Source organism: Longibacter salinarum (genome assembly GCF_002554795.1).
GTDB classification, from domain to species: Bacteria; Bacteroidota; Rhodothermia; order Rhodothermales; family Salinibacteraceae; genus Longibacter; species Longibacter salinarum.
Genome location: NZ_PDEQ01000004.1, coordinates 371,561 through 396,250, shown reverse-complemented (window position 1 = coordinate 396,250; position 24,690 = coordinate 371,561). Strand labels below are relative to the sequence as shown.

Annotated in this window: 18 protein-coding genes; 6 read left to right on the top strand and 12 right to left on the bottom strand. The window is 60.2% G+C overall.

What is annotated here, in order from left to right; genetic code table 11:
• Nucleotides 1-16: 16 nt before the first annotated feature.
• Both CRI94_RS10015 and CRI94_RS10010 read right to left on the bottom strand, forming a co-directional pair.
• A complete protein-coding gene (locus CRI94_RS10015) occupies nucleotides 17-1,000 on the bottom strand; it encodes a 3'(2'),5'-bisphosphate nucleotidase (RefSeq protein WP_098075555.1) in 984 nt (327 codons plus the stop codon).
• A 179-nt stretch (nucleotides 1,001-1,179) separates the two neighbouring features.
• Complete coding sequence (locus tag CRI94_RS10010; RefSeq protein ID WP_098075554.1) at nucleotides 1,180-1,878, bottom strand: site-specific integrase; 699 nt, start codon at nucleotides 1,876-1,878, stop codon at nucleotides 1,180-1,182.
• 484 nt (nucleotides 1,879-2,362) lie between these two features.
• Here CRI94_RS10010 and CRI94_RS10005 point away from each other — a divergent pair, with 484 nt between their 5' ends.
• Complete coding sequence (locus tag CRI94_RS10005) at nucleotides 2,363-4,489, top strand: elongation factor G (protein ID WP_098075553.1); 2,127 nt, start codon at nucleotides 2,363-2,365, stop codon at nucleotides 4,487-4,489.
• Nucleotides 4,490-4,845: 356 nt separating this feature from the next.
• Here CRI94_RS10005 and CRI94_RS10000 read toward each other — a convergent pair whose 3' ends face one another.
• The 3 genes from CRI94_RS10000 to CRI94_RS09990 form a co-directional block, all read right to left on the bottom strand.
• Complete coding sequence (locus tag CRI94_RS10000; protein WP_245846155.1) at nucleotides 4,846-5,499, bottom strand: energy transducer TonB; 654 nt, start codon at nucleotides 5,497-5,499, stop codon at nucleotides 4,846-4,848.
• Nucleotides 5,500-6,008: 509 nt separating this feature from the next.
• The gene (locus CRI94_RS09995) at nucleotides 6,009-6,482 is read right to left on the bottom strand and encodes a type I restriction enzyme HsdR N-terminal domain-containing protein (RefSeq protein WP_245846154.1); all 474 of its coding nucleotides are present in this window, start codon (nucleotides 6,480-6,482) and stop codon (nucleotides 6,009-6,011) included.
• Between the two features lie 159 nt (nucleotides 6,483-6,641).
• Nucleotides 6,642-7,907: a lipocalin-like domain-containing protein gene (locus tag CRI94_RS09990; protein WP_098075551.1), complete on the bottom strand. Its 1,266-nt coding sequence runs from the start codon at nucleotides 7,905-7,907 to the stop codon at nucleotides 6,642-6,644.
• 269 nt (nucleotides 7,908-8,176) lie between these two features.
• On the opposite strand from CRI94_RS09990, the gene CRI94_RS09985 reads away from it, so the two are divergent.
• Nucleotides 8,177-11,074, top strand: a complete 2,898-nt coding sequence (locus tag CRI94_RS09985) for a M16 family metallopeptidase (RefSeq protein WP_179862242.1) — start codon at nucleotides 8,177-8,179, stop codon at nucleotides 11,072-11,074.
• A 233-nt stretch (nucleotides 11,075-11,307) separates the two neighbouring features.
• On the opposite strand, the gene CRI94_RS09980 is transcribed toward CRI94_RS09985, so the two are convergent.
• Nucleotides 11,308-13,875 (bottom strand): FtsX-like permease family protein, encoded by a 2,568-nt coding sequence (locus CRI94_RS09980; protein ID WP_098075549.1) that lies wholly within the window; start codon nucleotides 13,873-13,875, stop codon nucleotides 11,308-11,310.
• Nucleotides 13,876-13,926: 51 nt separating this feature from the next.
• Nucleotides 13,927-14,634, bottom strand: coding sequence for an ABC transporter ATP-binding protein (locus CRI94_RS09975; protein ID WP_245846153.1), 708 nt, complete (start codon nucleotides 14,632-14,634; stop codon nucleotides 13,927-13,929).
• Nucleotides 14,635-15,119: 485 nt separating this feature from the next.
• Here CRI94_RS09975 and CRI94_RS09970 point away from each other — a divergent pair, with 485 nt between their 5' ends.
• Entirely contained in the window at nucleotides 15,120-16,523 is a 1,404-nt protein-coding gene (locus CRI94_RS09970; protein ID WP_098075547.1) for a carotenoid oxygenase family protein, read from the top strand.
• Between the two features lie 87 nt (nucleotides 16,524-16,610).
• On the opposite strand, the gene CRI94_RS09965 is transcribed toward CRI94_RS09970, so the two are convergent.
• Both CRI94_RS09965 and xseA read right to left on the bottom strand, forming a co-directional pair.
• Nucleotides 16,611-17,687 carry a YjbQ family protein gene (locus CRI94_RS09965; protein ID WP_098075546.1) on the bottom strand — a complete coding sequence of 359 codons (1,077 nt, stop codon included), beginning with the start codon at nucleotides 17,685-17,687 and terminating at the stop codon, nucleotides 16,611-16,613.
• Between the two features lie 691 nt (nucleotides 17,688-18,378).
• On the bottom strand, nucleotides 18,379-19,710 hold the full coding sequence (xseA, locus tag CRI94_RS09955; RefSeq protein ID WP_179862241.1) for an exodeoxyribonuclease VII large subunit: 1,332 nt from the start codon (nucleotides 19,708-19,710) through the stop codon (nucleotides 18,379-18,381).
• Nucleotides 19,711-20,193: 483 nt separating this feature from the next.
• Here xseA and CRI94_RS09950 point away from each other — a divergent pair, with 483 nt between their 5' ends.
• Nucleotides 20,194-20,697 (top strand): low molecular weight protein-tyrosine-phosphatase, encoded by a 504-nt coding sequence (locus CRI94_RS09950; RefSeq protein ID WP_098075543.1) that lies wholly within the window; start codon nucleotides 20,194-20,196, stop codon nucleotides 20,695-20,697.
• A 9-nt stretch (nucleotides 20,698-20,706) separates the two neighbouring features.
• On the opposite strand, the gene CRI94_RS09945 is transcribed toward CRI94_RS09950, so the two are convergent.
• Nucleotides 20,707-21,261 (bottom strand): DUF3177 family protein, encoded by a 555-nt coding sequence (locus CRI94_RS09945; RefSeq protein WP_098075542.1) that lies wholly within the window; start codon nucleotides 21,259-21,261, stop codon nucleotides 20,707-20,709.
• Nucleotides 21,262-21,423: 162 nt separating this feature from the next.
• Between CRI94_RS09945 and CRI94_RS09940 the strand changes: the two genes are divergently transcribed.
• A complete protein-coding gene (locus CRI94_RS09940) occupies nucleotides 21,424-22,395 on the top strand; it encodes a nucleoside deaminase (protein WP_098075541.1) in 972 nt (323 codons plus the stop codon).
• Nucleotides 22,396-22,560: 165 nt separating this feature from the next.
• Nucleotides 22,561-23,028: a septal ring lytic transglycosylase RlpA family protein gene (locus CRI94_RS09935; RefSeq protein ID WP_098075540.1), complete on the top strand. Its 468-nt coding sequence runs from the start codon at nucleotides 22,561-22,563 to the stop codon at nucleotides 23,026-23,028.
• Between the two features lie 15 nt (nucleotides 23,029-23,043).
• Here CRI94_RS09935 and CRI94_RS09930 read toward each other — a convergent pair whose 3' ends face one another.
• Entirely contained in the window at nucleotides 23,044-23,409 is a 366-nt protein-coding gene (locus CRI94_RS09930) for a cupin domain-containing protein (RefSeq protein ID WP_098075539.1), read from the bottom strand.
• A gap of 111 nt (nucleotides 23,410-23,520) precedes the next feature.
• Nucleotides 23,521-24,657 carry an acetoin utilization protein AcuC gene (locus CRI94_RS09925; protein ID WP_098075538.1) on the bottom strand — a complete coding sequence of 379 codons (1,137 nt, stop codon included), beginning with the start codon at nucleotides 24,655-24,657 and terminating at the stop codon, nucleotides 23,521-23,523.
• Nucleotides 24,658-24,690 lie beyond the last annotated feature (33 nt).

Sequence of the window (24,690 nt, the reverse complement as noted above, 5' to 3'; positions counted from 1 at the left end):
TCCCAATTCTCAATCCTTAGTCCATTTCCAGAGCGTCGAGTACCTGGTCGTGGAAGTGACCGTTGGTGGCGACGATGCCCGTATTCTCCGTCAGGAGGGGGGCATGCGTGAAGTCGAGCGGATCGCCGTTCACGTCCGTGACCGTGCCTCCCGCCATTTCGACGACCAGCATGCCGGCAGCGTGGTCCCAGATCTTCTCGGTGTAATTCGTGCCCGGACGGGGAAGGCGGAAGTAAATTTCTGCGTCCCCGCGTGCGACGATCGCGTACTTCGCCTGGCTGTCCATGCGGATCGGGTCGGCCGTGATGCCCAGGCGTTGGCCGGTTTCTTTCGCCATATCGTGTGCCGAATGGGCAGAGACGAACGAGTCGGTGAAGCGGCCATTGGCGGGCGTTTCTGCATCCGACGTGTGAATGCGTGTGCCGCTATCGTCCTCGCCGTTCAGCGAGACCTGGTAGGCTCCGTCTCCACGGACGGCGATGAAGGCCTGTCCGGTCGGTGCGTCGTCATCGTCGAGGTCGGCCGGCAGGTTCGGGCATGCGAGGGCCGCGACCTGCGGGACGCCGTCCACGACGAGAGCAAGCGCGATGGCGTACTGGTCGCCTCGAACAAAACCTTTTGTGCCATCGATCGGGTCGAGCGTCCAGAATCGATCGCTGTACTCGCCCGCGTTCCCTTTGTCGATCCATGAGCAGACCGTGTTGGGCGTGACGCCGGAGCGGATCTGCTGGACCTGTTGCGTCACCTGCAGCAGCACGCCTTGATTTTTGCGAAGGGCGCTCGAGTCTTCCTCGGCGATGATCGGGTCGTCCGGAAACGCCTCGCGGAGGGCATTGCAAATCAGCGCCTGACTCCCGAAGTCGGCAACCGTCACCGGCGTCCGATCCTCTTTCTCGATGACGGACGGGTCAATCTGGGACTGGACGGCCTGACACAGCGTGGCTGCTTTGCGGACGGCATGGAGGGCAACCTCGCGTTCTCGGTCGTACGATGTGGACATCGGCGGAAGACGTTGGTAGGAAAGCGATGATCGGCGGTAATCCTGATGGTGCACCCGACGCTTACGTCACCACAACCGATCTCGATTCCCCCACCGTACGGATTCCTAATGAGAAAGACCGCCCGCTCAGCTCGTAGGACCGCTGCCGACCCCGATCGTAATCACCAATCCCCGCGAACTCACTCGTCTCCGTCGCGCTCCTCATCGAAGCCTTGCATGATCAGGGTGGCGAGTTGCGTCGTCCGTTCCGGATCCGGCTCCTCCTGTTCTTCCTCTTGCTCGTCCTCCAGCCCGCGGTGAGCGAACAGGTACGGGTCGTCCAGGTCTGTGCGTTCGCGAAGCCGGTCAAGATGCTTTTTGAGTCCACTGCGCGTGCTGGCGGGTACCTCGATGACCTGGGTCTCGTTCGTTTCCCGGTTTTGCACGACAATGGTCGATTCCCCGAGCTTCACGTCGGTGGCTCGGAGTTGCATCGCCTGCGTCAGTTGAATGTCGCAACGCAGCAGGAGCTGGCCGAACAGGCTGCGGGTCGACGCCGGCACACGGGAGCGCTTCATTTTCTTCTTCTCGTTCTGCTCGTCCTCTGCGCGGCGCACATCGGCGAGGTAGAACATGATGCCGTCGAGTGCTCGATTCCGCTCGGATTCCGACACTTCCGAGCGAGTGTCCAGAAAGTCCATGAAGTCCGAGACGCTACTCATCCACAGCCAGGGACGGTCGTGGACTTTACAATAGCGCCGATAGCATACAACCCAGACACCGTACGCCTCGGCCCGCTTGGGTGGGACATTGAATTGCGGAGCCAGAGAGCGAATGCTCGACAGAACTTCGAACTCCGTATGGTCGAGTGCAATCGTTGGCTTCTCAGGTGAGGTCATGGAGGTCCCAGGACATAAGTCGACAGGGTAGGGCAAAAAAAAGGCTGGCTAACGTGCTGCGTCGGTCGTCGAACAACCGTGCGAACGGCATGCCAGCGGAGGCAGGGGGCGTAAAATTATTCGATCATGGTCTTGACGTCCGTACATCCGAGGTTTTCCGTCGTAGATGTCGTTGTGGGGATTATCATTACGAAAAGTCCCGGGAAATCGATTCCCGGTTTCTCGCCGGCGACTCCGTATTCTACATCGCACCGGAACGACACTCGGGAATCGGCGATTCTGCCCGCTCGTTGCTTGACAGTTTCTTCACTTTATCCTTAGTTGAAGGAGGTGTTAGGCACCCTCCTGTTGGAGGTCATCTTGTTCATGCCGGTCGAGCCCACCGGAACGCTCCGGTTTGACTCGAGCCGACATGCGATACCGTTGACATATCGGGGCCGGTTGTTCACGAAGCCATTAATGACGAACCAGACGGCAAAACTCCATGCGTGTATACGATGCTGACCACATTCGCAATGTTGTCCTTGCGGGGCATCAGGGGAGCGGGAAAACCGCGCTGTCTGAGGCCATGGTGTACGCCAGCGGCGGATTGGACCGACTTGGGTCGGTGAATGAAGGGACGACGCTGAGCGATTATCATCCAAGTGAAAAGGAGCGGCAGATGTCGATCTTCACGTCGATGCTGCACGCTGAATGGCGCGGACACAAGATCAATATTTTCGACACGCCCGGATATCCCGATTTTGTGAGCGAGGTCATCGCTCCGATGAAGGTTGCCGATACGGCGCTCTACGTCATGGACGCGCGTGCAGGCGTCCAGGTCGGTACCGAACTGGCGTGGACGTATGGCGAGATGACGCAGAAGCCCGCCATGTTCGTCATCAATCATCTCGACCACTCCGAGTCGGACTTCCGTCTCCTCGTCGAGCAGATCAAGGAACGGTTCGGACGCGGTGCGACGGTCGTGCAGCTTCCGGGAGGAGCCGGCACACGCACGATCATCGATGTGCTACGGATGAAAGAACTGTTCTATCCGGAAGGCGAGAGGGAGCCGGAGATTCGCGAGATCCGTGACGAATTTCGTGACGAAGCGGATGAGCTCCACCGCACCCTTGTGGAGGACATCGCGGAGAACGATGAGAGCCTCATGGAGCTCTACTTTGAACAGGGCGAGCTTGACGAGGACCAGATGCGGGAAGGGCTGCGCGCGGCCATGATTGAGCGCCAGCTCTTTCCGATTTTTGTGACCAGTGCGACGGAAGCGATCGGCGTGTCCCGCCTCATGAGCTTTATCGACAACGTGTGCCCGTCGCCCGCTGCCAAACCGGCGGAGACGATGGAGGGAGAGATGATCTATGCCAATGAGAAGGCGGACGATCCGGTCGCGTTTGTTTTCCGCACGATGAGCGAAGACCACGTCGGAGAATATTCGTTCGTGCGAGTATACGACGGCACGCTGCAGTCGGGACAGGATCTCGACAATCCCCGTACCGGAAATTCTGAGCGGATCGGCCAGATTTATTCGATCAACGGCAGCGAGCGCGACAGTGTACAGAAGATGGTCGCCGGAGACATCGGGGCGCTCGTCAAGCTGAAAGACACGCATACGAATGACACGCTTCGCGGAAGTAGCAGTACCATCCAGATCAAACCCATCGAGTTTCCCGAGCCCCGGTACCGGATGGCAGTCAGGGCACGCCAGGATGGCCTTGAGGATAAACTCGCACAGGGGTTGCACCAGATCGCCGCGGAGGATCCGTCGCTCGTTTTCGATCACGATCCATTGCTGAATCAACTCACATTGAGCGGACAGGGGGAGATGCACCTGCAGATTGCCCGCGGTCGCCTTCAGCGTCGTTCGGGTGTGGAAATCGACTTCATTCGTCCCCGCGTCTCGTATCGTGAAACGGTACGCAAGCGAGCCCGCGCATCGTATCGCCATAAGAAGCAAACGGGCGGAGCCGGACAGTTTGCGGATATCTCCCTGATGATCGAGCCGCTAAATGGAGAGTTCAACCCGCCGTCTGACGTTAAGGTGCGCGGAGAAGAGCGGGTCACGACGGAGTGGGGCGCCGAGATTCACTTCGTCGATGCCATCGTGGGTGGGGTCATCGACATGCGCCGCTTCTTTGGCGCCATCCAGAAGGGCGTCCTCGACGCGATGGCGGAGGGGCCGGTGGCCGGTTTCCCGGTCGGCGATGTACGGGTCGTCATTTACGACGGTGGTATGCACCCGGTTGACTCGAACGAGGCTGCATTCAAGACCGCCGCGTTTCAGGGGTTTCGAGAGGCGTTTCACAAGGCGAAGCCGGTGATGCTTGAGCCGCTCCACGACGTGACGGTAACCACGCCCGACGACTTTACTGGTGATGTCATTGGTGACCTGAACACGCGCCGCGGACGGATTCAGGGCATCGAAACCGATGGACCATTCCAGAAGATTATCGCACAGGTTCCAGAGGCGGAACTCTTCCAGTACTCTACGACGCTACGCTCGCTCACTCACGGTCGGGGTATCCACCACGCGCGGTTCAGTCACTATGAGGCGATGCCAGCCAATGTCCAGGAGGATGTCGTGGGGGCTGTCTCTGAGGACGCTGTTCCCGCATAGCTCAATCGTTTCGGGCGTGTGAGGAAGGCCTCACACGTCCCGGTGGCCCGACAGGCATCCATGTATTTGGCCCGCTTCCAGCACGTGGAGGCGGGCCAACTTGTTTTCCAGACGCTGAGAGGCGCAGTCGCAAAACGTTGTTCGATGGATTCCACCGTTACGGCGGATCGACCGTCGAGTGATGTTGTAGGGACGAGGTACCGCCGGCCAGACAGGGCTATGATCCCGCGCACGAGTTACTGTATGCCGGTCCTCGGCTGACCTGGACGGGCGCCGTTCCCCCAACAAGCAGGCGGACCCGACCGAGGCCAGGTCCGCCTGTGCGCAAATGTGAGGCGATCGTGCGAGTGAGGCTGTTACTTCTTGTCTTTCAGCTTGAAGGTAACCGGCATCGCCAGCTGTACCTTCACGGCTTTGCCTCGCTGCCGGCCGGGCTCAAACTTCGCCAGGCGAATGACACGAAGCGCCTCGGCATCGAGGAGCGGGTGACGCCCGCGGATGACGGTGGGGTTAACGACGTCTCCGTTCTCGTTGACGACGAACTGGACGAACACGCGTCCCTCAATGCCAGCCTTCTGCGCAAGGTTCGGATATTTGATTTCCTTCTGGAGCTCGGCCAGACCTCCAATTAGTTCAGGCTGGTCTTCGACGACGACAAAGATTTCCTCTTCGTACGTCTCTTCCTCCTCGTTCGGCTCCGGGGCGGGCGGCTCCGGTGGGCCGGACAGGTCGAGCGATTCATTCAAGTCGAGAGTGGCATCGAAGTCCAGAGTCTCCTGCTCCAGCACGACATCGTTGGCAACTTCAACGGGAGCTGCCGGTCGCGGTGGAGGCGGGGCCTTGATCTCCTGCTCGGTCTGAGCTACTTCTTCCATTACGACGACGTCTTGCTCACTGAGCGCGACTTCGAACGTATCGTCCGTCTCGAAACGGAGAGCAGTCAAGCCGAGCAAAATGGACAGAGCGAGGACGAACCCGATCTGTAGTGTCGTTCCGTACTGGGACTTCACGTTGGCACCGGCCTGTTTCCATGGCCTGCGCGTGGGCACACGCCTGCCCGGCGGTGTGGCGTGGACGGTTGGAATTCCGTCTATACCGCTTCGGACGGCCATCCCGTCCCCGCGATCCACAGCATCGGTGTTCGAAGGGTGAGAGGGGTGCGTCGGCACGGATGATTCCGTGTCCGATACGCGTTTCTGAACGTTTCTATTCTGGGCTGAATCTCTTGTCGCAATCATGACAGTCCCCACCGTCTAACCTCATTATATGCGAATGGCTTAACAGGGAGAGGCGTGGCCTCATTGTCCCGAAAAGCTCACTTCAAACATCCACACAAATACTCGCGTGGTACAGCGGGGCGGCACTGACACCGACGTGGGGATGACATGAGAGACGATGTGCGTGGACCCGGTGTCGCGACGTAAGGGAATTCCGTACAAGACGAGTGATCGTCAACCGGTCGATGCGGCCACACCGTGATCGACCGTCAGCGTTAGAAGAAAGCGGAATGACCGGGTCGCTATGCCTCTGAACACATGGTGTCAAAGTCGGGGAGATCAGTCAGAAAATCGATGGTTTCGGAGGTGCGGTCGATGCGACAGGCGTAGTGTTCGAGTCCGTTCGTGACGGCAAGAAAGGGGGCACCGAGCCGCAAGTTGTAGCGAGATGCCTGGTCAAAGACGGTCTGGCTGATGGAGGTGTCGGGGGCTTTGCACTCGACGAGGAGGAGCGGTTGAGCCTCGCGGTCGTAAATGACGATGTCTGCACGCTGTGGCCGCCCCTGGATGTCGACGGGTAGCTCGATTGCGACCAGTCCCGATGGGACCGCGTGAGCATCGACCAGGTAGTGGACGAACTGCTGACGCACGTGCTCTTCGGGGGTCAGGCGCACGTACTTTCCCCGAAATATGTCATAGACCATCCGTTTCCCATCCCGCTCGATCGTGCGGACGTGGTACTCTGGGAGGTTCAGTGTTGAGAGTTCAGAGTTCAACGTTCAGCGTTCACCGTTGGGGGCGTCGAGGTTTTGTCGGGTGGGGCAGCCCGTTCAGCGGTTGTGTCATCTCCTTCGCTCAATGCACATACTCTTTTCTACGTCCACACTTCCATACGTTCACACGTTCACACTTCCACCCTTCCATACCACCGTACCTCATTGCACGCCGACGGTTGGGGAGGTGGCGCCTTCGCCGTAGCCGGTCATTTCGACGTACCCGTGTCCGCGCACCGATTCGCCCTGGGAGGAGCCGTCGACGGTGACAGCGCCTTCCCAGTACCGTACGGAGACGTTAAGTTCCTGATCGTCAAAGGCGGCGTTGATGCGCAGATCGATGTCCTGGCTTGGAATGCGTAGGTGCCATGCGGTCGGATACTCCCGCGTGCCGTCCGGGGTCATGTACGTGTCTAGCACCTCGAGGGACGTGTCGGTTTTGTCAATAGGAGTGGTTGATCCGTCTGGGCCTACGACCACGCCGTCCGTGTATCTGCTTGCCGAGCCGTCCTTATTGCGCAACTGGTAGTACATCAGGTCGCGTCCGTCGTCGAGTTGCAGGGCAAACCAGTCCCAGCCCACCTGGTTTTCGCTCAGCGCCGACGTGCTCCACTCGCGGTCCATCCAGCTGAGCCCTGAAACCTCGACGCTGTCGCCATCAATAACGATTGTGCCTTCTGTCGCGAGACGCGGGTACGTGTAGTAGTAAGAGGCGTTGCCCTCTCCTTCACCTTTTTGCGAGAGACCGCGATCTCCCTGTAGCACCATTTCTTTCGTCGGCGTAAGAATGAGGTCGGCTGCTGCGTTGTTACCATGAGCACGCAACCGAACCGGAAACGCTCCATCGATCAGGGGAGCGTCTGCGGTGTCGACTGTAGCGATGGACCAGTCGTCCAGCCAGACGCGAAACGGGTCGGCCTGTGCGCCCGCGAGGCCGGCCGCTCCCCGGCTAAAGCGCTCGACGTCGTACTGCGTCTCGTTCGTGATATCGCTTACCGCGAAGTGCCCCATGTACATCTGGTCGGTGGACCACGTGGAGCGCGCCGAGTCGCCGGATGCGAGTCGGACCGGTTGCTGTGATGGGGGACGCATCGCGACGCGGAAGATCGTGAGTTCGAATCCGAAGTCTCGGGCCGAGGAGCCGGGCTGTTGGCCAGGGATCGTTGCGGCGCCCTCCGAGTCGAGGTTGCCCGTGATGTACCACCATTCGGTTTTGAAGCCTGGGTGGGGCCCGTGATCTTCGGGGAAGGAGAAGTCGACGACTCGATCGGCACGGGCGTAGCCAGTGGTATCACTGTCGCCCATCGCTTCGGCCACCGCGACGGACGTATCGAGAGCGGCTTCCTGGTCCGTTCGGTTCGTGAGCCAGTAGACGGCGGCTCCGAGGACGCCGACGATCAGAGCGAAAATTAGGACGGTCCGACGCATAGGGCTTGGGGCTCAAGAACAAAGTTGCAGGCACAGCACGGACGATTCCAGCGTCACGGAGATCCAGAGAAACAACATCCTTACGAATCCCACGACGTGTACGATAAATCTTCATGTAACGTGCCGAAGTCTACCGGCGTACCGATAATTGGATATAAAAATACGAAGCTTTACCTGCTTGAAAGAGGCTATTCCTTTTGTCGTCTCTGATGGCAGCCCCGCTCGACGGTATCCATCCCCACGCATCTTCACGACCATCCATTTTATACATGCGATCATCATTACGATCCATCAGTCGGCTTGCTCTTGGTGCGGTGCTTCTCATGCTTCTTGCATGGAGCCCCTTTGCCCAGGCGCAGCAGGCTGACGCTGATACGTCCGAAGAGGCTCTACCGGTCGACCCGGCCGTTCGAACCGGGACGCTCGACAACGGAATGCGCTTCTACATCCGACAGAATGACGAGCCGGAAGATCGTCTCCAGCTCCGGCTTGCACTGAACGCAGGCTCGATACTCGAAACGGATGCCCAGCGCGGGCTCGCTCATTTTCTCGAGCACATGCTGTTCAACGGCACGGAAAATTTTGAGGAGCAAAAGCTGATCGATTTTCTCGAGCGTACGGGCATGGAGTTCGGTCCCGATGTGAACGCGTACACAAGCTTCGATGAGACGGTTTACAAACTGCGTGTGCCAACCGATAGTCTCGAGTTGGTGAAGACGTCGTTCATGGTGCTGCGAGACTGGGCGTCCCGTGCGACGCTTTCCGAGGAAGAGATCGACAAAGAACGCGGCGTCGTCATCGAAGAGTGGCGCCAGAGCCAGGAGACGGCGCAGGGTCGCATGCAAGACGACATTGTGTCGACGCTTTTCGCTGGCTCCCGTTATGCTGATCGCCTCCCGATTGGCGATACGTCTGTGGTCAAAAACGCACCGTACAGCGAGGTCCGCGATTATTACGAAACGTGGTACCGTCCCGATCTCATGGCGATCATAGCGGTCGGCGACATGGATCCGGATATGCTGGAAACGATGATCCGCGACCGGTTCTCGGACTTTGAATCCCCGAGCGATCCACAGGAGCGGAAAAGATACGATGTCCCAGCGCACGAGGATACGAAGTATGCCGTCGTCACCGATCCGGAGTATCCGGTTTCGAGCGTTGCGACCATCTTCAAGACCGACGCGCAACCCGTTCGGTCGAAAGCAGACTTTCGCCGGATGCTCAAGGAGCGGCTATTCTTCAGCATGCTGAACGCCCGGTTGTCTGAGAAGGCGCAGTCCGGCGACGCCCCGTTTCTTGGTGCGGGCGGCTTCAACTTTACACTCGCTCGCCCGATGAAAGGGTACGGACTCCAGGCTCAGGTGCCGGAAGATAGCATCGTCGCCGGCATGGAGGCGCTCCTCACGGAGGCCACGCGCATTCGCCAGCACGGCTTCACCGACTCGGAGTTGATCCGGCAGAAGCGGGATCTACTTCGGTCGTACGAAACGTCGTACAATGAGCGCGAAAATATACCGTCGCAGTCTCTCGCGCAGCAGTACGTCCAACTTTTCCTGACCGGCGAATCTGCGCCAGGGATCGAGACGGAGTACGAGTTGGCGAAAGAGATCATGCCGACGATCACGCTCGCAGACGTGAATGCCGTGACGTCGACCATCGTGGCCGACCGAAACCGTGCGGTGCTTGTCCAGATGCCTGAGAAGGAAGGCCTTGAGCCACCGTCGGAGGATACACTCGCTGCGGTCCTCGACCGGGTTCGGACGAAGGACGTCGAGCCGTACGAGGATGAAATGTCTGACGTCCCGCTGATGGCCGACATTCCAGAGCCGGCAGGCCTCAAGTCTACGGAGACGATCGATACACTGGGAACGACGGTGTGGACACTGGAAAATGGCGTCACTGTTGTCCACAAGCCGACCGAGTTCAAGGACGACGAGATCCGATTCACGGCTACGAGTCCCGGCGGCGCATCCACGATCAGCGACGATGCGTACCGGTCCATGCGCTTTGCGCCAAACGTTGTTCGGCAGAGCGGTGTCGGTCCGTTTGACAACACGGCGCTCAAGAAGTACCTGCAGGGCAAGTCGGTGAGTGTGAGCCCGTATATTTCGAGCCGAGACGAAGGCATGAACGGGTCGGCCTCGCCGCAGGATCTGGAGACGATGTTCCAGCTCATCCATTCGTATGCGACCGCGCCCCGTATCGATGCAAATGCGCTGCAGTCGTTTAAGCAGCAACTCACGGCCCGGCTGAAGAACCGCTCGGCAACCCCGACCGCGGCTTTGCAGGACACGCTGGTGGCGAAGGTATACGACAACCATCCGCGCGTCAGCCCGCCCGAGATCGCTGAGGTTGAGGCGCTCATAGCCGATTCACTTCTCGGGTATTACCGAACGCGATTCGCTGATGCCAGCGACTTTACATTCACGTTCGCGGGCAACGTCCCGACCGATTCTCTCGCTCAATTTGCCCGAACCTATCTGGGCACGCTGCCGACGATCGAGCGTACGGACGAGGTTCGTGCGGTCACGCCGGCTCCGCCGAATGACGTGGTCGAAGCTGAGGTCCGTGCCGGGCAGGGACAGCGGTCGATTGTTCTGCTCACGTACAACGGCGACATCGAGTACACGCGTGAGAATCGCCACGCGCTGACGACGCTGAGCGATGTGCTCTCGATCAAGCTCCGCGAGGAGCTCCGGGAGAAGCGAGGCGGCACGTACAACGTCGGCGTCCGCGACAACACGACCGGCCCGCCGTACAATCGCTACAGCTTCACGGTCAGTTTCGTCTGCGACCCCGACCGGGCGGCGGATCTGCTCGCTGCCGCGAAAGCGGAGATTGATTCGGTCCGAACCGGTGGTGTGACCGCTGATGATATCGCCAAGGTGCAGGAGCAGCAGCGCCGCAGCCGCGAAACGGCAATGGAGACCAACAGCTTCTGGGTCAGCGCCCTGGACCAGGCCTTCACGACGGAAAGCGTGGAGCCGCTCGACATCTATCGCTACGAGGAGCTGGTGTCGAGTAGTACGCCGGAGACGGTGGCACAGACCGCGCAGTCGTACCTGAACGAGAACCGCTACTACCAGGTCGTCCTCTACCCGGAAGATTTCGAAGCGAATGCTGAGACGTCTGACGGTGAGGCGTCCACGGAAGCTGGAGAGAAGTGACCGTCTCTCTCATACCGGTGTAGCTAAACCGGAACGCCGGTGCCTCTTTCAGGGCATCGGCGTTTTCCTGTTGGGTGTGGACGTATGGAAGTGTGGACGTGTGAAAGTGTCGAGGTGTGGAAGTGTGAGGGTGTGAGAGCGAAGGGGATCAGCTCGATGACAAACGGGGCGTCTACCGTGATCGGAGATGCAACGCCTCCAACTTTGAACCCTGAACCCTGAACGCTGAACTTTTATTCCTCTCGGAGTGCGGTCGAGGGGGACGTGTTCGCCATCTTGTATGCGGGATAGATGCCCGCGAGGACGGCGGCGACGACGGCGAGTCCGACGGCTTGAAGCAACACCTCTGGCGGGACCTCCAACTGCAGCGTCCAGCCAAAGGACCGTTTGTTGATGACATAGACGAGCACGTACGCGAGGGCGTAGCCGAGTGGGAGCGACGCGAGTCCGGCGATCAGGCCCATGAGTCCCGTCTGGAGGGTCACGTATCGTCCGACCTGTCCCGGCGTCATGCCCGTCGCGCGCAGAACCCCCAGTTCCCGCGATCGCTCCAGTTCCAGGGCCATGAGCGCACTCAGCACGCCGATGAACGCGACCAGTATAGCGAGAAGCCGTAGAACCGTCGTGATCGTGAATGTGCGGTCGAATATCTCCAGCGACGTCTGGCGTAAGGCCCGATTCGACCGGATAAACACGTCCTGCATACCGGCGACGGCCGAGCGCATGTTTGGAATGATCGTATCGGGGTCGATGCCTTCCTCAAGGTAGAGCGCGATGCCGGAGTAGCCGCTATCGTCGTAGTAACGCGTGTATGTCTGCCGGCTCATCATCACGACACCAATGTCAGAGCCGTAGTCGTAATACACGCCTCGAATCGGAAATTGCGTGGGGCCACGGTCCGTCTGGAGGCGCAACGTATCGCCCACACCGACACGATACTTGTAGCTGTAGGGTTCAGACACCAGGACGAAGTTGCCTGTGTCGAAGTCTGGCCAGATCTCGTCTGGATCGCCAGACTTAAAGCGGTAGATATCTGGTGTGCTTGGGCCCATCTCAATTGCGACAAGTTCGCTGGATCCGTCCTCGCTCTGGACTTCGGTTCGGCGTACCGAATGGGCGCTTGACACGCCGTCCATCGAGCGGAGTGTGTCCACGACGCCGGGTTGAAGCGACGCGTCCGAGCGCCGGAAGACGAGGCTCGGCGGTTGCACGTACACGTCGGCCTGAAGCGACTGTGTGAGCCACGTCACGACCGTTCCGCGAAAGCTGTCGATCATGACGCCGACGCCGACAGTAGAGGCGATGGCGATGGTAAGCGCTGCGATGGCGACGCCCGTGCGGCTGAGCGTGGTTGCAACGCCACGTGAAGCCATCCGGCCGATGACTCCAGCGAATCGTCCGAGGATGGGGCGGGCGATTCTCGAGGCGGCGAGGACGAACATCGGCGTGATCAGAGCCGCTGCGACGAGCACCAGGAGGAGCGAGATGTAGCCGACGATGATACTCCGTGTCGGGATCAGCAAAAGAGCACCGCTGACAGCACCCAGCGCCGCTCCCGCAAGGGCGAGGCGGGGGGCGAGATCCTGAATGCCGCTCTCCTGCGTCGACCGTCGGAGGACCGTGCTGACCGGTGCATTCGTTGCCTCTCGGGCCGGGGCGAGAGCGGCTACTACCGTCGTTCCGATGCCGAGAACGGCGCCCTTCACGAGCGTGAACGGGGCGATCGTGAGCTCCCGGACATTGACGACGAAGTACAGATCGTTGATGGCGCGCGTGATGAGCTGCACGAGCCCGAATGCCATCGCGATGCCCATCAGCAGCCCGATGATGGTGCCCGCCAGTCCAAGCAGAAAGGCCTCCCCGATGACGACGCCGAAGATTTGTCTCCGGGTCACGCCCAGTGCGCGGAGTCGCCCGATCAGCCCACGGCGCTGCACGACCGAGAAGGTCATCGTGTTGTAGATGAGAAAGGCACCGACGACGAGTGCAAGTAGGCTGAGGGCCGTCAGGTTGAGCTCGAACGCTCGCGTCATCTGCTCCACGGTCTGCGTGCGTGACTCGGAACGCCGTACTTGTGCTCCGCCGGGGAGGGCGCTGCGGATCCGGTCCAGTTCTTCCGATCCCGCTCGCGTATCCGGTACGATCAGGTCGATGCGGCTGATCTGTGCGTCGAGCTCGAATAGGTTCTGAGCCGTCGAGATGTCCGTGATCAAAAGGTTCGCCGTGGCCCGGCGTGTCCGCTCGTCTTCCGGCTGGACCAGGCCAGCGAGCACGAGTCGATGGACGACCCCTTCAATTTCGAGCCGGAGCGTGTCGCCGGCGGCCAGGCCCATTGAGCGCGCCGTCGGGGCGGAGAGAAGCGCGGTCTCGGCACCGATAAAATCGCTGAGGGCAAGAGCCCGCGTGCCCGTTGCAACAAAGGGGCGGAACGGGGCTTCGGCGAACGGGTCGATTCCCAGTACCTGCATGGTACGCGACTCGGCATCGACGGTGGCCGATGCCGTATCTGCCGCGAGTTTCGCATAGCCCTCCACGACCGGAGCAGATTTTTCGACACCCGCATCGACGCGCAGTGATCGATACACGGAGTCGTCAAGTGCTCCCGCAGCGCCCACGACCTGATGGGTTGCCTTGCCCGTGACGGTTTCCGCCGATAGCTCGAAGGCGCGCGCGGCGCTCGTGTTGGCGAGGTCGATAGCGACGACGACGGCCACACCGAGCGCGACGCCCAGCACGGAGAGGCCCATCAACAGCGGGTGGCGCAGCAGGTACCGGAGACTCGATTTCGGAAGAAGACGCACGGGGGAATCGAAGGGCGAAGTGCAAAGGTCGAAGTGCGAAGGGCTGGGTTGTCAGTCTTCCACGAAGTCCGGAACGCCATCTTGAAGCTGCCCGCCGTGAAGTGTGAGGCAGCGGTCTGCCTCAGCGATGAGCGTGCGATCGTGCGTCGCGATCAGGATGGTTTTCCCGTAGTCGCGCACGAGCTCCGTCAGCACGTCCATGACCTGTTCCCCGGTTTCGTAGTCAAGGTTGCCTGTCGGTTCGTCGGCAAGGATGAGGAGCGGATCGGCAGCCAGCGCGCGAGCGAGGGCAACGCGTTGCTGTTCGCCTCCTGACAGCAGATCCGGGAAACTGTCCGCCCGGTCGGCAAGTCCGACGCGATCTAGCACATCCATGGCGCGCTCCTTGTCATCACCTCGGCCGGCAAGTTCGAGCGGCAACGTGATGTTTTCCGCAACGGTAAGTGTCGAGATGAGGTTGAACGACTGGAAGATGAACCCGATATGCTCTCGCCGAAACAGCGTTCGCTCCGTCTCCGATAGGGTGGTGAGGTCGGTATCGCCGATCACGACGCGACCGCTCGTGGGAAGGTCGATGCCGCTGATCAGGTTCAGGAGCGTGCTTTTACCGGCTCCGCTCCGACCCATAAGCACGACAAATTCGCCAGACTGGATTTCCGCATGCAGGTCGCGCAGGACCGTTCGCTCATGCTCGCCTTCCTGGAAGGACTTTGTGATGCCGTCGAGCAAGACAAGACCTCCGTCTGTAGACGTAGACATGGAGGAAGCGGGAGAGGGAGAAAGATCCATAACCTGTTTGGCGGATGCAGCGTGAAAAAGTGGGCGTAGCCATTCATGTCTATCACTAAATCCTCTCGCAATGACGCAATAGACATGGTGCGAAAGATTAACCAAGCCTGGTGTTGCTAGCACCGACCGTCGGGAGGTCTGTACCTTTGGATGGCCGAAGGCTGTCCGGCAAACAGGTTCTCATCGTATAGATTCACTGTGCAGCGAGGCGGCAGCGCGCCTGAACTTCAGACTCCGTACGTGGGTTTGATCTTTCCAGCCACGGGTCGATTGGACCGTGGTCGACCGGGCTTGTTCGTTGCATGGACTGGCGATCGGCGCCTTCCAGATGGAAGTCCCCACATCGTAACCACCGTCAATGTTGTGCGGAGGCGGGGACGAACCGGCGGGTCGGCGTTTGATTCGATGCGAGGCGGGCGGCCATTCTCTGAACTCTATTCATTCTACTCTCGAGCATGATGGCCTTCTCCAGCGGATTTCAGAGCCTGCGCAACGAAATAGCCGTCGAGGAACTGTCGATTGAAGGGCACCTGCCGGATTGGATTGAAGGCACCCTGATACGTAATGGGCCCGCGCAGTTCGAGGTGGGGGAGGATACGTACAACCACTGGTTCGATGGTCTGGCAATGCTACATGCGTTTCAGATCGAAGATGGTAAGGTTGGATACCGGAACCGTTTTTTGGAATCAAACGCTCGGCGTGAGGCGCTGAAGAAAGGTCGGATCTCTCGAGCGGAGTTTGGCACGGATCCGTGTCGTTCGATTTTCGGCCGTGTGATGTCGCTTTTTCGGCCTCGGCTTACAGACAATGCCTCCATCAATGTGGCAAAGGTGGCGGGCCAGTGGGTGGCGATGACGGAAACGCCCCTACCCGTCGCATTTGAGCCGAAGACCCTCGAGACGGTCGGCGTGGTCGAATTTGCGGATGATGTCGACGCCCAGGTCACGACAGCCCACCCGCACGTTCACCCGGACACGGGGCGAACGACCACGTACATGGCCACGTTTGGGCGGCAGTGTCAATACCATATTGTCACGGTCGATCCGGGGAGCCGGCGGCGCGAGGTTCGCGCGACGCTATTCGTGGATCGGCCGAGCTACATGCATAGCTTCGCCGTTACGGAGAGGTACGCCGTGCTCTCCGAGTGGCCGCTCCGCGTGAACCCGCTGGATCTTTTGCTCGAGGGAAAGCCGTTCATCGAGAACTACAACTGGGTCCCGGAGGAAGGAACCCGGTTTCGGGTCGTCCGACTATCGGATGGGGAGGAAGTGACGCGGATTTCAGCCCCAGCTGCGTTTGCCTTTCATCACGTGAACGCGTTTGAGCAGGGCGACTCGGTAATCTGCGATGTTGTGACCTACGACGACGCGAGTATTATCGACGCGTTGTATCTCGACCGTCTACAGTCGGACCAACCGACGCCGGCTGTCGGACGCCTTCAACGCTATCGTCTACCGCTTGCGGGCACGACGAAGTCCGTGAGTCCGACACCGATTTCTGATACGCTGCTGGAATTGCCGCGCGTGCATGATCGAGCAGTAGAGGGCCGAACGTACCGCTACGTCTACGGGGTAGGCGCCTATGACATCGGCAACTTCACCGATCAGCTGGTGAAGATCGATGTGGAAACGGGAGCGGCCGAGACGTGGCGTGCCCCGGACACGTATCCGGGAGAGCCGGTCTTCGTGCCCGCTCCAAACGGGCGAGCGGAAGATTACGGCGTCGTGCTTTCCGTTGTTTTCCAGCCGGAGGAGAATCGGTCCTTCCTTCTGGTCCTGGATGCTCACACGTTTACCGAAGTTGCCCGCGTACCCGTGCCTCACGCGATCCCGTTCGGTTTCCACGGCCAGTTTATCTGAGGCAAATAGATCAGGGTTCGAGCGTCCCGATGGATCGGGGCCCGAACCCTGTACTGGCTGGCATAAAATGTATTTCGTGCGTGTGCGCTACTCGAAGCGCGTCAGCTTGACGTTCAGGCGGCGGGCCTCCGGCTGAGATTTGCGCCACTGCACGAGGATCGGGCTCTGGTATCGACCCTGGACGATTGTACCCTCACCGTTGCGCTCATCTTCCGTCACGAGCAGACTGACGGAGCGCTTCATGCGAAGGAATCGTTCGGCTGGAACGGCAAAGCATTTGTCGATCACGCGTTCGACGAGCGACTCGGAAAGGCCGAGCGTGTCGAGTACGCGGTTGACGAGGCGGACAAGGTCGTACTTGGCGTAATTTTTTACCTTGTCGGGGACGGCGGCCGGGTCGCGCAGCATGTTGCGCCCTTTGCGGGCCATGAAGCGGAGCGGGTCGCGGAGCACCTCGGCCAGATCGTGCTTCATGAGCAGCGTCTCGTACTCATTGACCGTGAGTCCCGCGTGCGTCTCGTCCGTGGCGAGATCGATGTGAACACGGCCACGCTTGATACCGTGCTCGGCAAGCAGCTCGTGAAGCTGGTCGAACACGCCGAGTCGCGGATCGCGGAGACTGATCGAGTCGATCGGGTGACTGGACACCGGCACCACGATTTCCGACTCCGTGACGAGGCGCTCGTCGTTGTACCCCAGAACGGTCGTTGTGCGCTCGCGGCGGTCGTGGTTATCCTTGTTGATCCCATCCAGATCAATGAAGAAGACCGGTCGGGCAGGGTCACTCGGATACGTGACACAGTTCTCGAGCCCCGAGCTGATAAACGTGAGGTGCGAATCCGCATTGCGAGGCTCGGACTGGCGCTGAGCCGGGCTCAACTCGCGCCGGAGATGCATCTGGTCGTGACGGTATTCGGCGCCAAATGGAAAGAGCTCCTGAAACGGCTCCAGAAACTGATGAACCGAGTCATCGCACCGACCGAGACGATTGCAGATGGTTTCCTCGAGGAAGCCCGCGGTCGTGTGGTGCGAGCAGTATAAGGCCCGCTGGTGCTCCGCGAGGAAATCGCTGGAGATTTCCCGGACGCGTTGATTCACATCGATCACATCGACGCGACGCTCCGGGCGGAGTTGAATCGTAAGTTCAGTGGGGGTGGATGCCATGGCATCACGATTCTGACGACAAGAGTCCGGCCTCGACCGTCCGCGCGCTGAAGCGCAATATCGCGGTCACGAGACAGGGAAAGAAGGATGTAGCCCCCTCAGGGGACATCGCCGTCCTTCCCGGGTCGCAGTGCAGAATGCGGGCACAACGAGACGGTCGGCGAGGAGACGGACGGATGGCACACGCGGTAAGGGGAACCCAGCGTGAAGCGTGGATGTGAACCGGCTTCCTCCAAGTGCGAGGAGGCGCGGACCACCCATGCGAACGCGGGTTTGTGTGGTCCATCAAAATCCGTCCGATGTACAGGTCATTGGCGGGGCAGTTCCATAACCGCCGTGCGTCGCAAGATGAGTGCGCGCGGTAAAAGATGCGATACCGCAATGTAATTTATGCGTACAGGTTGTTGCGATATTCAGAGACGTAGCAACGCGGTAAAAGAGGGCGCACGTCAAATAGCCGTTCCCGGCCAATGTACCGACCGTTTCTCACCGAGCCTCTTCGCGGCGAGATGCATCAAGGTTGTAAGCCAACCGGTAGGACAGTGAAAGTATATAACGCTCTCCGAGTCGAATTATTTTCGGGAAAAGTTGAAAGTTGGCCTTCGCTACCTCGGCATGTCGCGCGAAGGTGGCGCGTACCTCGTGTCGCATGAGTGTCTGCAGGGACATGGTACGCTGGATGTACCAGACCTTATTCGTCGCCCTCATCGACGATATCGGCAGACCGATGTCCGTCGTCGAGTCGAATCTGGACGCGATCTCCTGTTGTGAGGTTGGCCACCGATCGGACGATCTGTCCGTCGCGCTCGATCATGGCATAGCCCCGGCGAAGAGGTGCCTTCGGGTGGGCGGCGCGGATCCGGTCCTGCAGGCGCTCTACCACGTGGCGCCGGCGCTCAATCATCCGCGACGCGCTCCGGTGCAACTGCTCCACGATGCCATCGACCCGTTGCTGCATGTCGCGGAGACGTCGGACGGGTTCGTGGAACGTGCGCGAGTCAATGAGGTGGCGCACGCGTCGGCGCGTTCCGTCGATTGGACGCATCGCGGCGTCGCGAAGGCGGTCGGTGAGCCCGCGGATCTGAAGTTCAAGATCCCGTCGATCCGGGACAGCGATTTCAGCAGCCATAGACGGCGTTGCAGCACGCTCGTCCGCCACGAAGTCTGCGATCGACACATCGGTCTCGTGCCCGACGGCACTGATAATCGGTATGTCACTATCAGCGATCGTTCGAGCGACGACTTCCTCGTTGAAGGCCCACAGGTCTTCGGCCGAGCCGCCTCCACGTCCGACGATCAGGACCTCAGGACGCTGGTCGTGATCGAGCGGGACCGCGTTGAATCGGGCAATCGCGTTTGCAATGGCCTGTGGCGCATCGATGCCCTGTACGGGGACCGGGCAGAGGATCACGTCGGCGGCCGCGAACCGGCGCTCGAGGACAGAGAGAATGTCCTGCAGGGCCGCTCCTTCGCCCGAGGTGACGACGCCGATGCGGCGGGGAAACGTCGGTAGAGGCTTCTTGCGGTCGCGGTCGAAGAGGCCCTCCGCTTTGAGTTTGGCCTTTAGACGCTCAAACGCTTCTTGCTGCGCTCCCTTGCCGGCCCTCCGCATCGAGTTGACCAGGATCTGGAGGTCGCCGCGCCGCTCGTAAACGGATGCTTTTCCGGTAATGCGTACCAACAGGCCGTCCTCGGGCTCGAAGTAGATGTGTTGCGTCAGGTAGCGCCACATCACGCACCGGATCTGTGCGTCGTCGTCCTTGAGCGTAAAGTAGCAGTGGCCCGACGCGGCACGTTTGAAATTGGACAGCTCGCCTTCCACACGCACGTCGCCATAGTGCTTTTCGACAAGGGCACCGAGCCCCTCTGTCAGTTCGGTGACCGAAAGCACGCCGTCGTTGTCTACCGTGGATTCGTTTTCGGACGCGGGCGTCTCGGCAGCGGATGACTCTGCCGTGTCGTCGGATGATGCAGGATCGGACGAAGGATCCAGGCCGGCAGAAGAAAAGAGGTCGGCAGCCACGAGGAGAGAGCGGTCAGGAGAATAAAGGCAGGAAAGGTCCGGTAATCGGCATGGAAGGACGTAGAACAAAACGAACCCTGTTTCGAGAATTCAGCACGATCGGCAGGGTTTCTGATTCCGTTTTACGTCCCCGTCACCGGCACGAAGCACCTACGTTTGAGTCAATCTGAAACTGTGCGCGACGTAGGTCTCGAACCGTCGTCCGTGGAATGTTGGTGTTGGCGTGACGTTTCGGAGACGGAGTCGAATGAAGGCGTTCGCAACGGACCAACAAATGCTAAACGATACGGGTTTTCGGTTTTCGGGCGTTCCTCCTGCTCTACAGTCACTGCCTTTCATTGGATCTCACGCGGACCTTGGGCTGCGACCGGGCACACGGTCTTTCCTTTCGCGTTTGGCATGTCCGTGGTTGTGTCGGTTCTCTTCGGCTCAACGACGAAACGGAGCCCCCACGTCCCATCTCATTCACAGCGCTGCATACGCATGTCCGATCTCATTCGCATCCAGTTCGTTTGTCTCGGCAACATCTGCCGAAGCCCACTCGCCGAGGTGGTTTTTCGTGACAAGGTGGAAGAGAAGGGCCTTAAAGAAAAGTTCGACATCGAGTCTTCCGGCACCGGCGACTGGCATGTCGGCGAGGGTGCAGACTCGCGCATGCGACAAACGGCAGACGAATTCGGTCACTCCCTCGAAGACCATCGTGCCCAGCAGTTTCAGGCTGCTGACCTGGAGGCCTACGATCACGTCTTCGTGATGGATAAGAGCAACCTGAACGACGTGCTCTATTTCGACGAAGAGGATCGCCACAGCGGCAAAGTGCGGCTCTTCCGCGAGTTCGATCCGAATCCGGGGGATTACCAGGTGCCCGATCCGTATTACGGTGGAGACGAGGGCTTCAAAAACGTCTACGACATCGTCAGTCGAACGTCCGAAGTGATCCTCGAGCGTCTCATTGCCGAATACGATCTGAACGGGGAGGCCAACTAAAAGCTCAATCTATCGGCGCAGGCGGTAAGCGCTGGCGATGAGGTAGGCAGCATAAACGCCCAGTGCAACGCGTCCATAGCGTCCAAGCCAGATCGGTTCGATATTTGGATGAAGCCAGCTCGCGAAGGTCTTTGGTGGCACGTACCATGCACGGCACATTTCTGAGGCGTCTGATCCAAACGCGCACAGGAGAAGAGGCAACATGTAGATCAAGCCGGCGATGCTGTAGCCCATAGCGATTCGTTGCCAGTCTCGGTACGCTTCCTCTATGCGCGTTTCCGGCAGGAGTGTTCGGCCGCGGAGGATCGTGAGCGCGTCCCCGCGCCAGAGTGCGAGAGGAATGATGGCGCGTGCGAGCCAGCCCGTGACAAAGCCCAACTGAACTTCTCCAATCCAGAGGTAGACCGTAATACCCAGCAGGGCCGATGCCCGCCAATAAACGAGCATGCGGTCGCGCACAGATGGTGTCCTCCAACTCGCGCCCAGGAGGCCGAGAGGAATCAGCACCAGCAATATCACCGCGATAACGAAGTCGGCGTGGATCAGCGTCCGGTAAAGGCTCACGCGAAGTCGACGTAAGAGAGGATAGCGGGTGGGGCGGCACGTCCGCTTTCGTACACGACCGGGTTGGCGTCCGGTGCCGTAGTTTTTGCGTACCGGAGTCGTCCCTGATCGGTCCGCTCCCTTTTGTGATCATTCTTCTACACGAAGATAACCTGTTAACTTATGTCCGTAGACGTTCTTCTCATCGATGCCTTCGGACCTCTCCTACATCGTGCAACGGGTCGTGCTGGCGTCGGGGCGTCTGCACTGATGCGTCGCGCCGTGGATGCCGAGGTTCGGGTTATCGTTACGGACCTGCGCGGTGCAGGCGATGTGGAGGATGCGATCGTTAAGGCTGGGATTGAGGTGCCGACTGGCGTGGACATCGTGCCTTCTTCAGCCGGCGAATCTCCCCAGGAGCGGATTCAGGCGGTCGCGGATCGGGCCGGGGCACATCCCGCGCAGTCGGCAACGGTCGTGTCGACACCGTGGGCGGCTTTCGCGTCCGTCGAGGCCGGGGCAACGGTCCTTGCTGTAGCCAAAGAAAGTGCCGCCGAGTCGTTGCAACAGAGTGGAGCGCGCGGGCGATACGACACCGCACGAGTTCTCGCGGACGATCTTGAGGAGGCGCTGGCCCGATGCGGCCCCCAAACGTTCGCGTTTACCCCCGATCGTTTGAATGCGCTCATGGACGACGCCCTCAAAGAAGCATCGAAGGGGCTGGAGACGAACGAAATCCCGATCGGTAGCACCGTTGTGTCCGGTGATGGCGATGTCCTCGGGCAGGGATACAACGTGGCGAGAAGCACGGGCCGGCCGACGGCACATGCGGAGATGGAGGCGATCGCCGACGCGTTTCCCAGGCATGACCTCAAGTCACAAGACGGACTCGTGCTCGTCACAACGATGGAGCCGTGCGCCATGTGCTTCGGTGCTGCGCTTGAACTCGGAGTCGATGCGATTGTGTACGCGGTTGAGGCCCCGGAAAATGGTGCCGTGGGCCGGTGCACGCCGAATCGAGGACCGGACAGCGTGCATCCTCGTGTCGTTGGGGGCGTAGGGCGGAGCAAAAGCATCGATTTGCTCCGCGACTGGGAGAGTGATCACGAAAACGGAGGCTTCGTGTCCCGACTTTTGGAATCGATTGATGCATAGTGTATCCTGGATCGAATCAGGCAGCCATCAGAATATCCAGCGGCCTGCCGGGTAGACGCGTCGTCTGGAGAACCTCGGCCTCGCGAGATTGGTTGGACGGCCGTCATTTTCTGATTTGCACTCCCTAATGATTCGGGAAGCCCCCTTCATCTTTTCTGTACCGCGATGCACCGACGCGCCCCCCTTTTTACTGTGATCATTTGCCTCGGGCTCATGGTCGCCTGTGCCACGGGGACGACCTCCCCGACCGCAGACGCACCACGCGGCATGACGGACCGTGGTGAGGCCAGCTACTACGCCGATAAGTTCGTCGGTCGCCAAACGGCTAGCGGCGAAGTGTACACGCACCGGAAGCTCACGGCTGCTCATCGCACGCTTCCCTTCGGAACGCGCGTCCGCGTGACACGGCTCGACAATGGAAAGCAGGTTACCGTGCGGATCAACGATCGTGGACCCTTTAAGCGCGGCCGCATCATCGACCTCTCGAAGTCGGCCGCGCGTCAGATCGATCTTGTGACGGCCGGCGTCACCGACGTAGAGATTGAGGTTCTCAATGGGGGGGATGCCTCATCGCGCCCGAGGTCCGACGCCCCCGAGCGCGATCGCGGTGGAGACACGAGCACGTCCTGGTAGCGGGCGTCACAGAAATCAGTCGTCGTCCCGGTTCACGGTATCCGGACTGAATGCGGGCAGACAGATCGCGACGTACTCTGCGCCTCCCTCGTCCGGCGTGCTGTAGCGTATCCACTCGCCCGCCCGCGTTAGAACGGCCTGTCCGGCTGTGACATCGAGCACACCGTCTTCGTGCTCGACTCGAACTCGCCCAGAGAGCACGAGCGTCACCTCGTCGAACTCCGGGCGTTGTCCGGGTTCTTCCCACCCACCCGGCGATGTCATACGAGCGACGCTCACAGATTCATGTCCCGTGTTGATGCGACCGACGTATTCCTCGATGCGCTTGGGTTTCGTTCCTGCGGACTCGACGACGGAGGGGGAACCGATCAGTTCAGGCATGGGGGCTAGGTATAGACGTGTGAAAGTGTCGACGTGTGAAGGTTTGCGCGTACCGTGGCAGCGATTCGACGGTCAACGAGCCAGCGTCCCGGCGTGTAAACGAGAACGGTGTCAGTACCACAGGGGCGCGAGTAGTTCCAGGACGCGCTTGCTAACGCGCTGATTCTGCTGGTAAATGGTTTCCTTCCGTGGAATGTCGAAGGTCTTGTCGGGAGCGTCGTGGAGCGTGGGCGTCAGATCTTCTCCGAGGCGCTCTTTCCAGTTTGCAAGCCAGGCGTCCGGGAGCGCGTCCGGAATCGGATGACCGGTCGCTTTTAGCGCGAGGAGCGTCCAGATTCGAACGGTCGCGTCCATCTGGTACCCGCCGCCCAGTGTAAGGAGGAGCCGACCGTTGCAGTGATCGTCGGCCAGGTCGAAGATGTGATCGAACAGTGTCTCGTAGACGTGGGTGTCGAGGAGGAGATCGGCCAGCGGGTCAGAGAAGTGAGCGTCTGCTCCGCACTGCACGACCATCACCTCCGGCATGAAATTCTCGATGGCGTATGGGACCACGCGCTCAAAAACATCGAGGTAGCTATCCGCCTCCGTGAACGGTTCGAGCGGGACATTCAGCGACGTCCCTTCGCCGGCACCTTTTCCGATTTCGTGGACTGTGCCGGTGCCGGGAAAGAGGTACCGGCCCGATTCATGCAGGCTGATCGTGAGCACATTCGGGTCATCGTAGTGCAGCGCCTGGACTCCGTCGCCGTGGTGCACGTCGATGTCGAGGTATGCCACGCGCCGGCCGGCATCGCGAAGGTGCTGGATGGCGACGGAGAGGTCGTTATAAACGCAAAAGCCGCTGGCAAGCTTTTCCTGCGCATGGTGCAGTCCGCCACCGAGTTGGAGCACGCGTGTTGCCTCGCCCTGCTCGATCCGTTCTGCGCCGTGAAGCGTGCCGCCGACGAGGCTCCGCGCGGCCTCATCCATTCCGTCGAAGATCGGGACATCCGCCGTGCCGAGACCGTAGCGCGACATGGCGGCACCGGGTGTACCTCCGCTGGCCGCTTCGACCTGGCGCACGAACTTCTCTGCGTGAACCGTTAGAATGTCGTCCGTTGATGCCAGCGGTGGTTCGACCATGTCCAGGTCGACATCGAGGTGCTCAAGCAGATCCATCAACATTTCGAGCCGGACCGGGCTGAAGGGGTGCTCCGGACCAAAGTCGTAGTCGCGGTAGCGTGGAGAAGAGAGGACCGTGGTAGACACAGGGGCGAAGGTGTAGGGCCGGGCAGACGATCG

What these genes read in the sequence shown, in the direction of transcription:
- CRI94_RS09950 (WP_098075543.1), top strand. Translation starts at nt 20,194, where the DNA reads ATGTCCGATCTCATTCGCATCCAGTTCGTTTGTCTCGGCAACATCTGC.
- CRI94_RS09935 (WP_098075540.1), top strand. Translation starts at nt 22,561, where the DNA reads ATGCACCGACGCGCCCCCCTTTTTACTGTGATCATTTGCCTCGGGCTC.
- CRI94_RS09970 (WP_098075547.1), top strand. Translation starts at nt 15,120, where the DNA reads ATGATGGCCTTCTCCAGCGGATTTCAGAGCCTGCGCAACGAAATAGCC.
- CRI94_RS09965 (WP_098075546.1), bottom strand. Translation starts at nt 17,687, where the DNA reads ATGGCATCCACCCCCACTGAACTTACGATTCAACTCCGCCCGGAGCGT.
- CRI94_RS10010 (WP_098075554.1), bottom strand. Translation starts at nt 1,878, where the DNA reads ATGACCTCACCTGAGAAGCCAACGATTGCACTCGACCATACGGAGTTC.
- CRI94_RS09940 (WP_098075541.1), top strand. Translation starts at nt 21,424, where the DNA reads ATGTCCGTAGACGTTCTTCTCATCGATGCCTTCGGACCTCTCCTACAT.
- CRI94_RS09975 (WP_245846153.1), bottom strand. Translation starts at nt 14,634, where the DNA reads ATGTCTACGTCTACAGACGGAGGTCTTGTCTTGCTCGACGGCATCACA.
- CRI94_RS09990 (WP_098075551.1), bottom strand. Translation starts at nt 7,907, where the DNA reads ATGCGTCGGACCGTCCTAATTTTCGCTCTGATCGTCGGCGTCCTCGGA.
- CRI94_RS09930 (WP_098075539.1), bottom strand. Translation starts at nt 23,409, where the DNA reads ATGCCTGAACTGATCGGTTCCCCCTCCGTCGTCGAGTCCGCAGGAACG.
- CRI94_RS09985 (WP_179862242.1), top strand. Translation starts at nt 8,177, where the DNA reads ATGCGATCATCATTACGATCCATCAGTCGGCTTGCTCTTGGTGCGGTG.
- CRI94_RS10005 (WP_098075553.1), top strand. Translation starts at nt 2,363, where the DNA reads ATGCGTGTATACGATGCTGACCACATTCGCAATGTTGTCCTTGCGGGG.
- CRI94_RS10015 (WP_098075555.1), bottom strand. Translation starts at nt 1,000, where the DNA reads ATGTCCACATCGTACGACCGAGAACGCGAGGTTGCCCTCCATGCCGTC.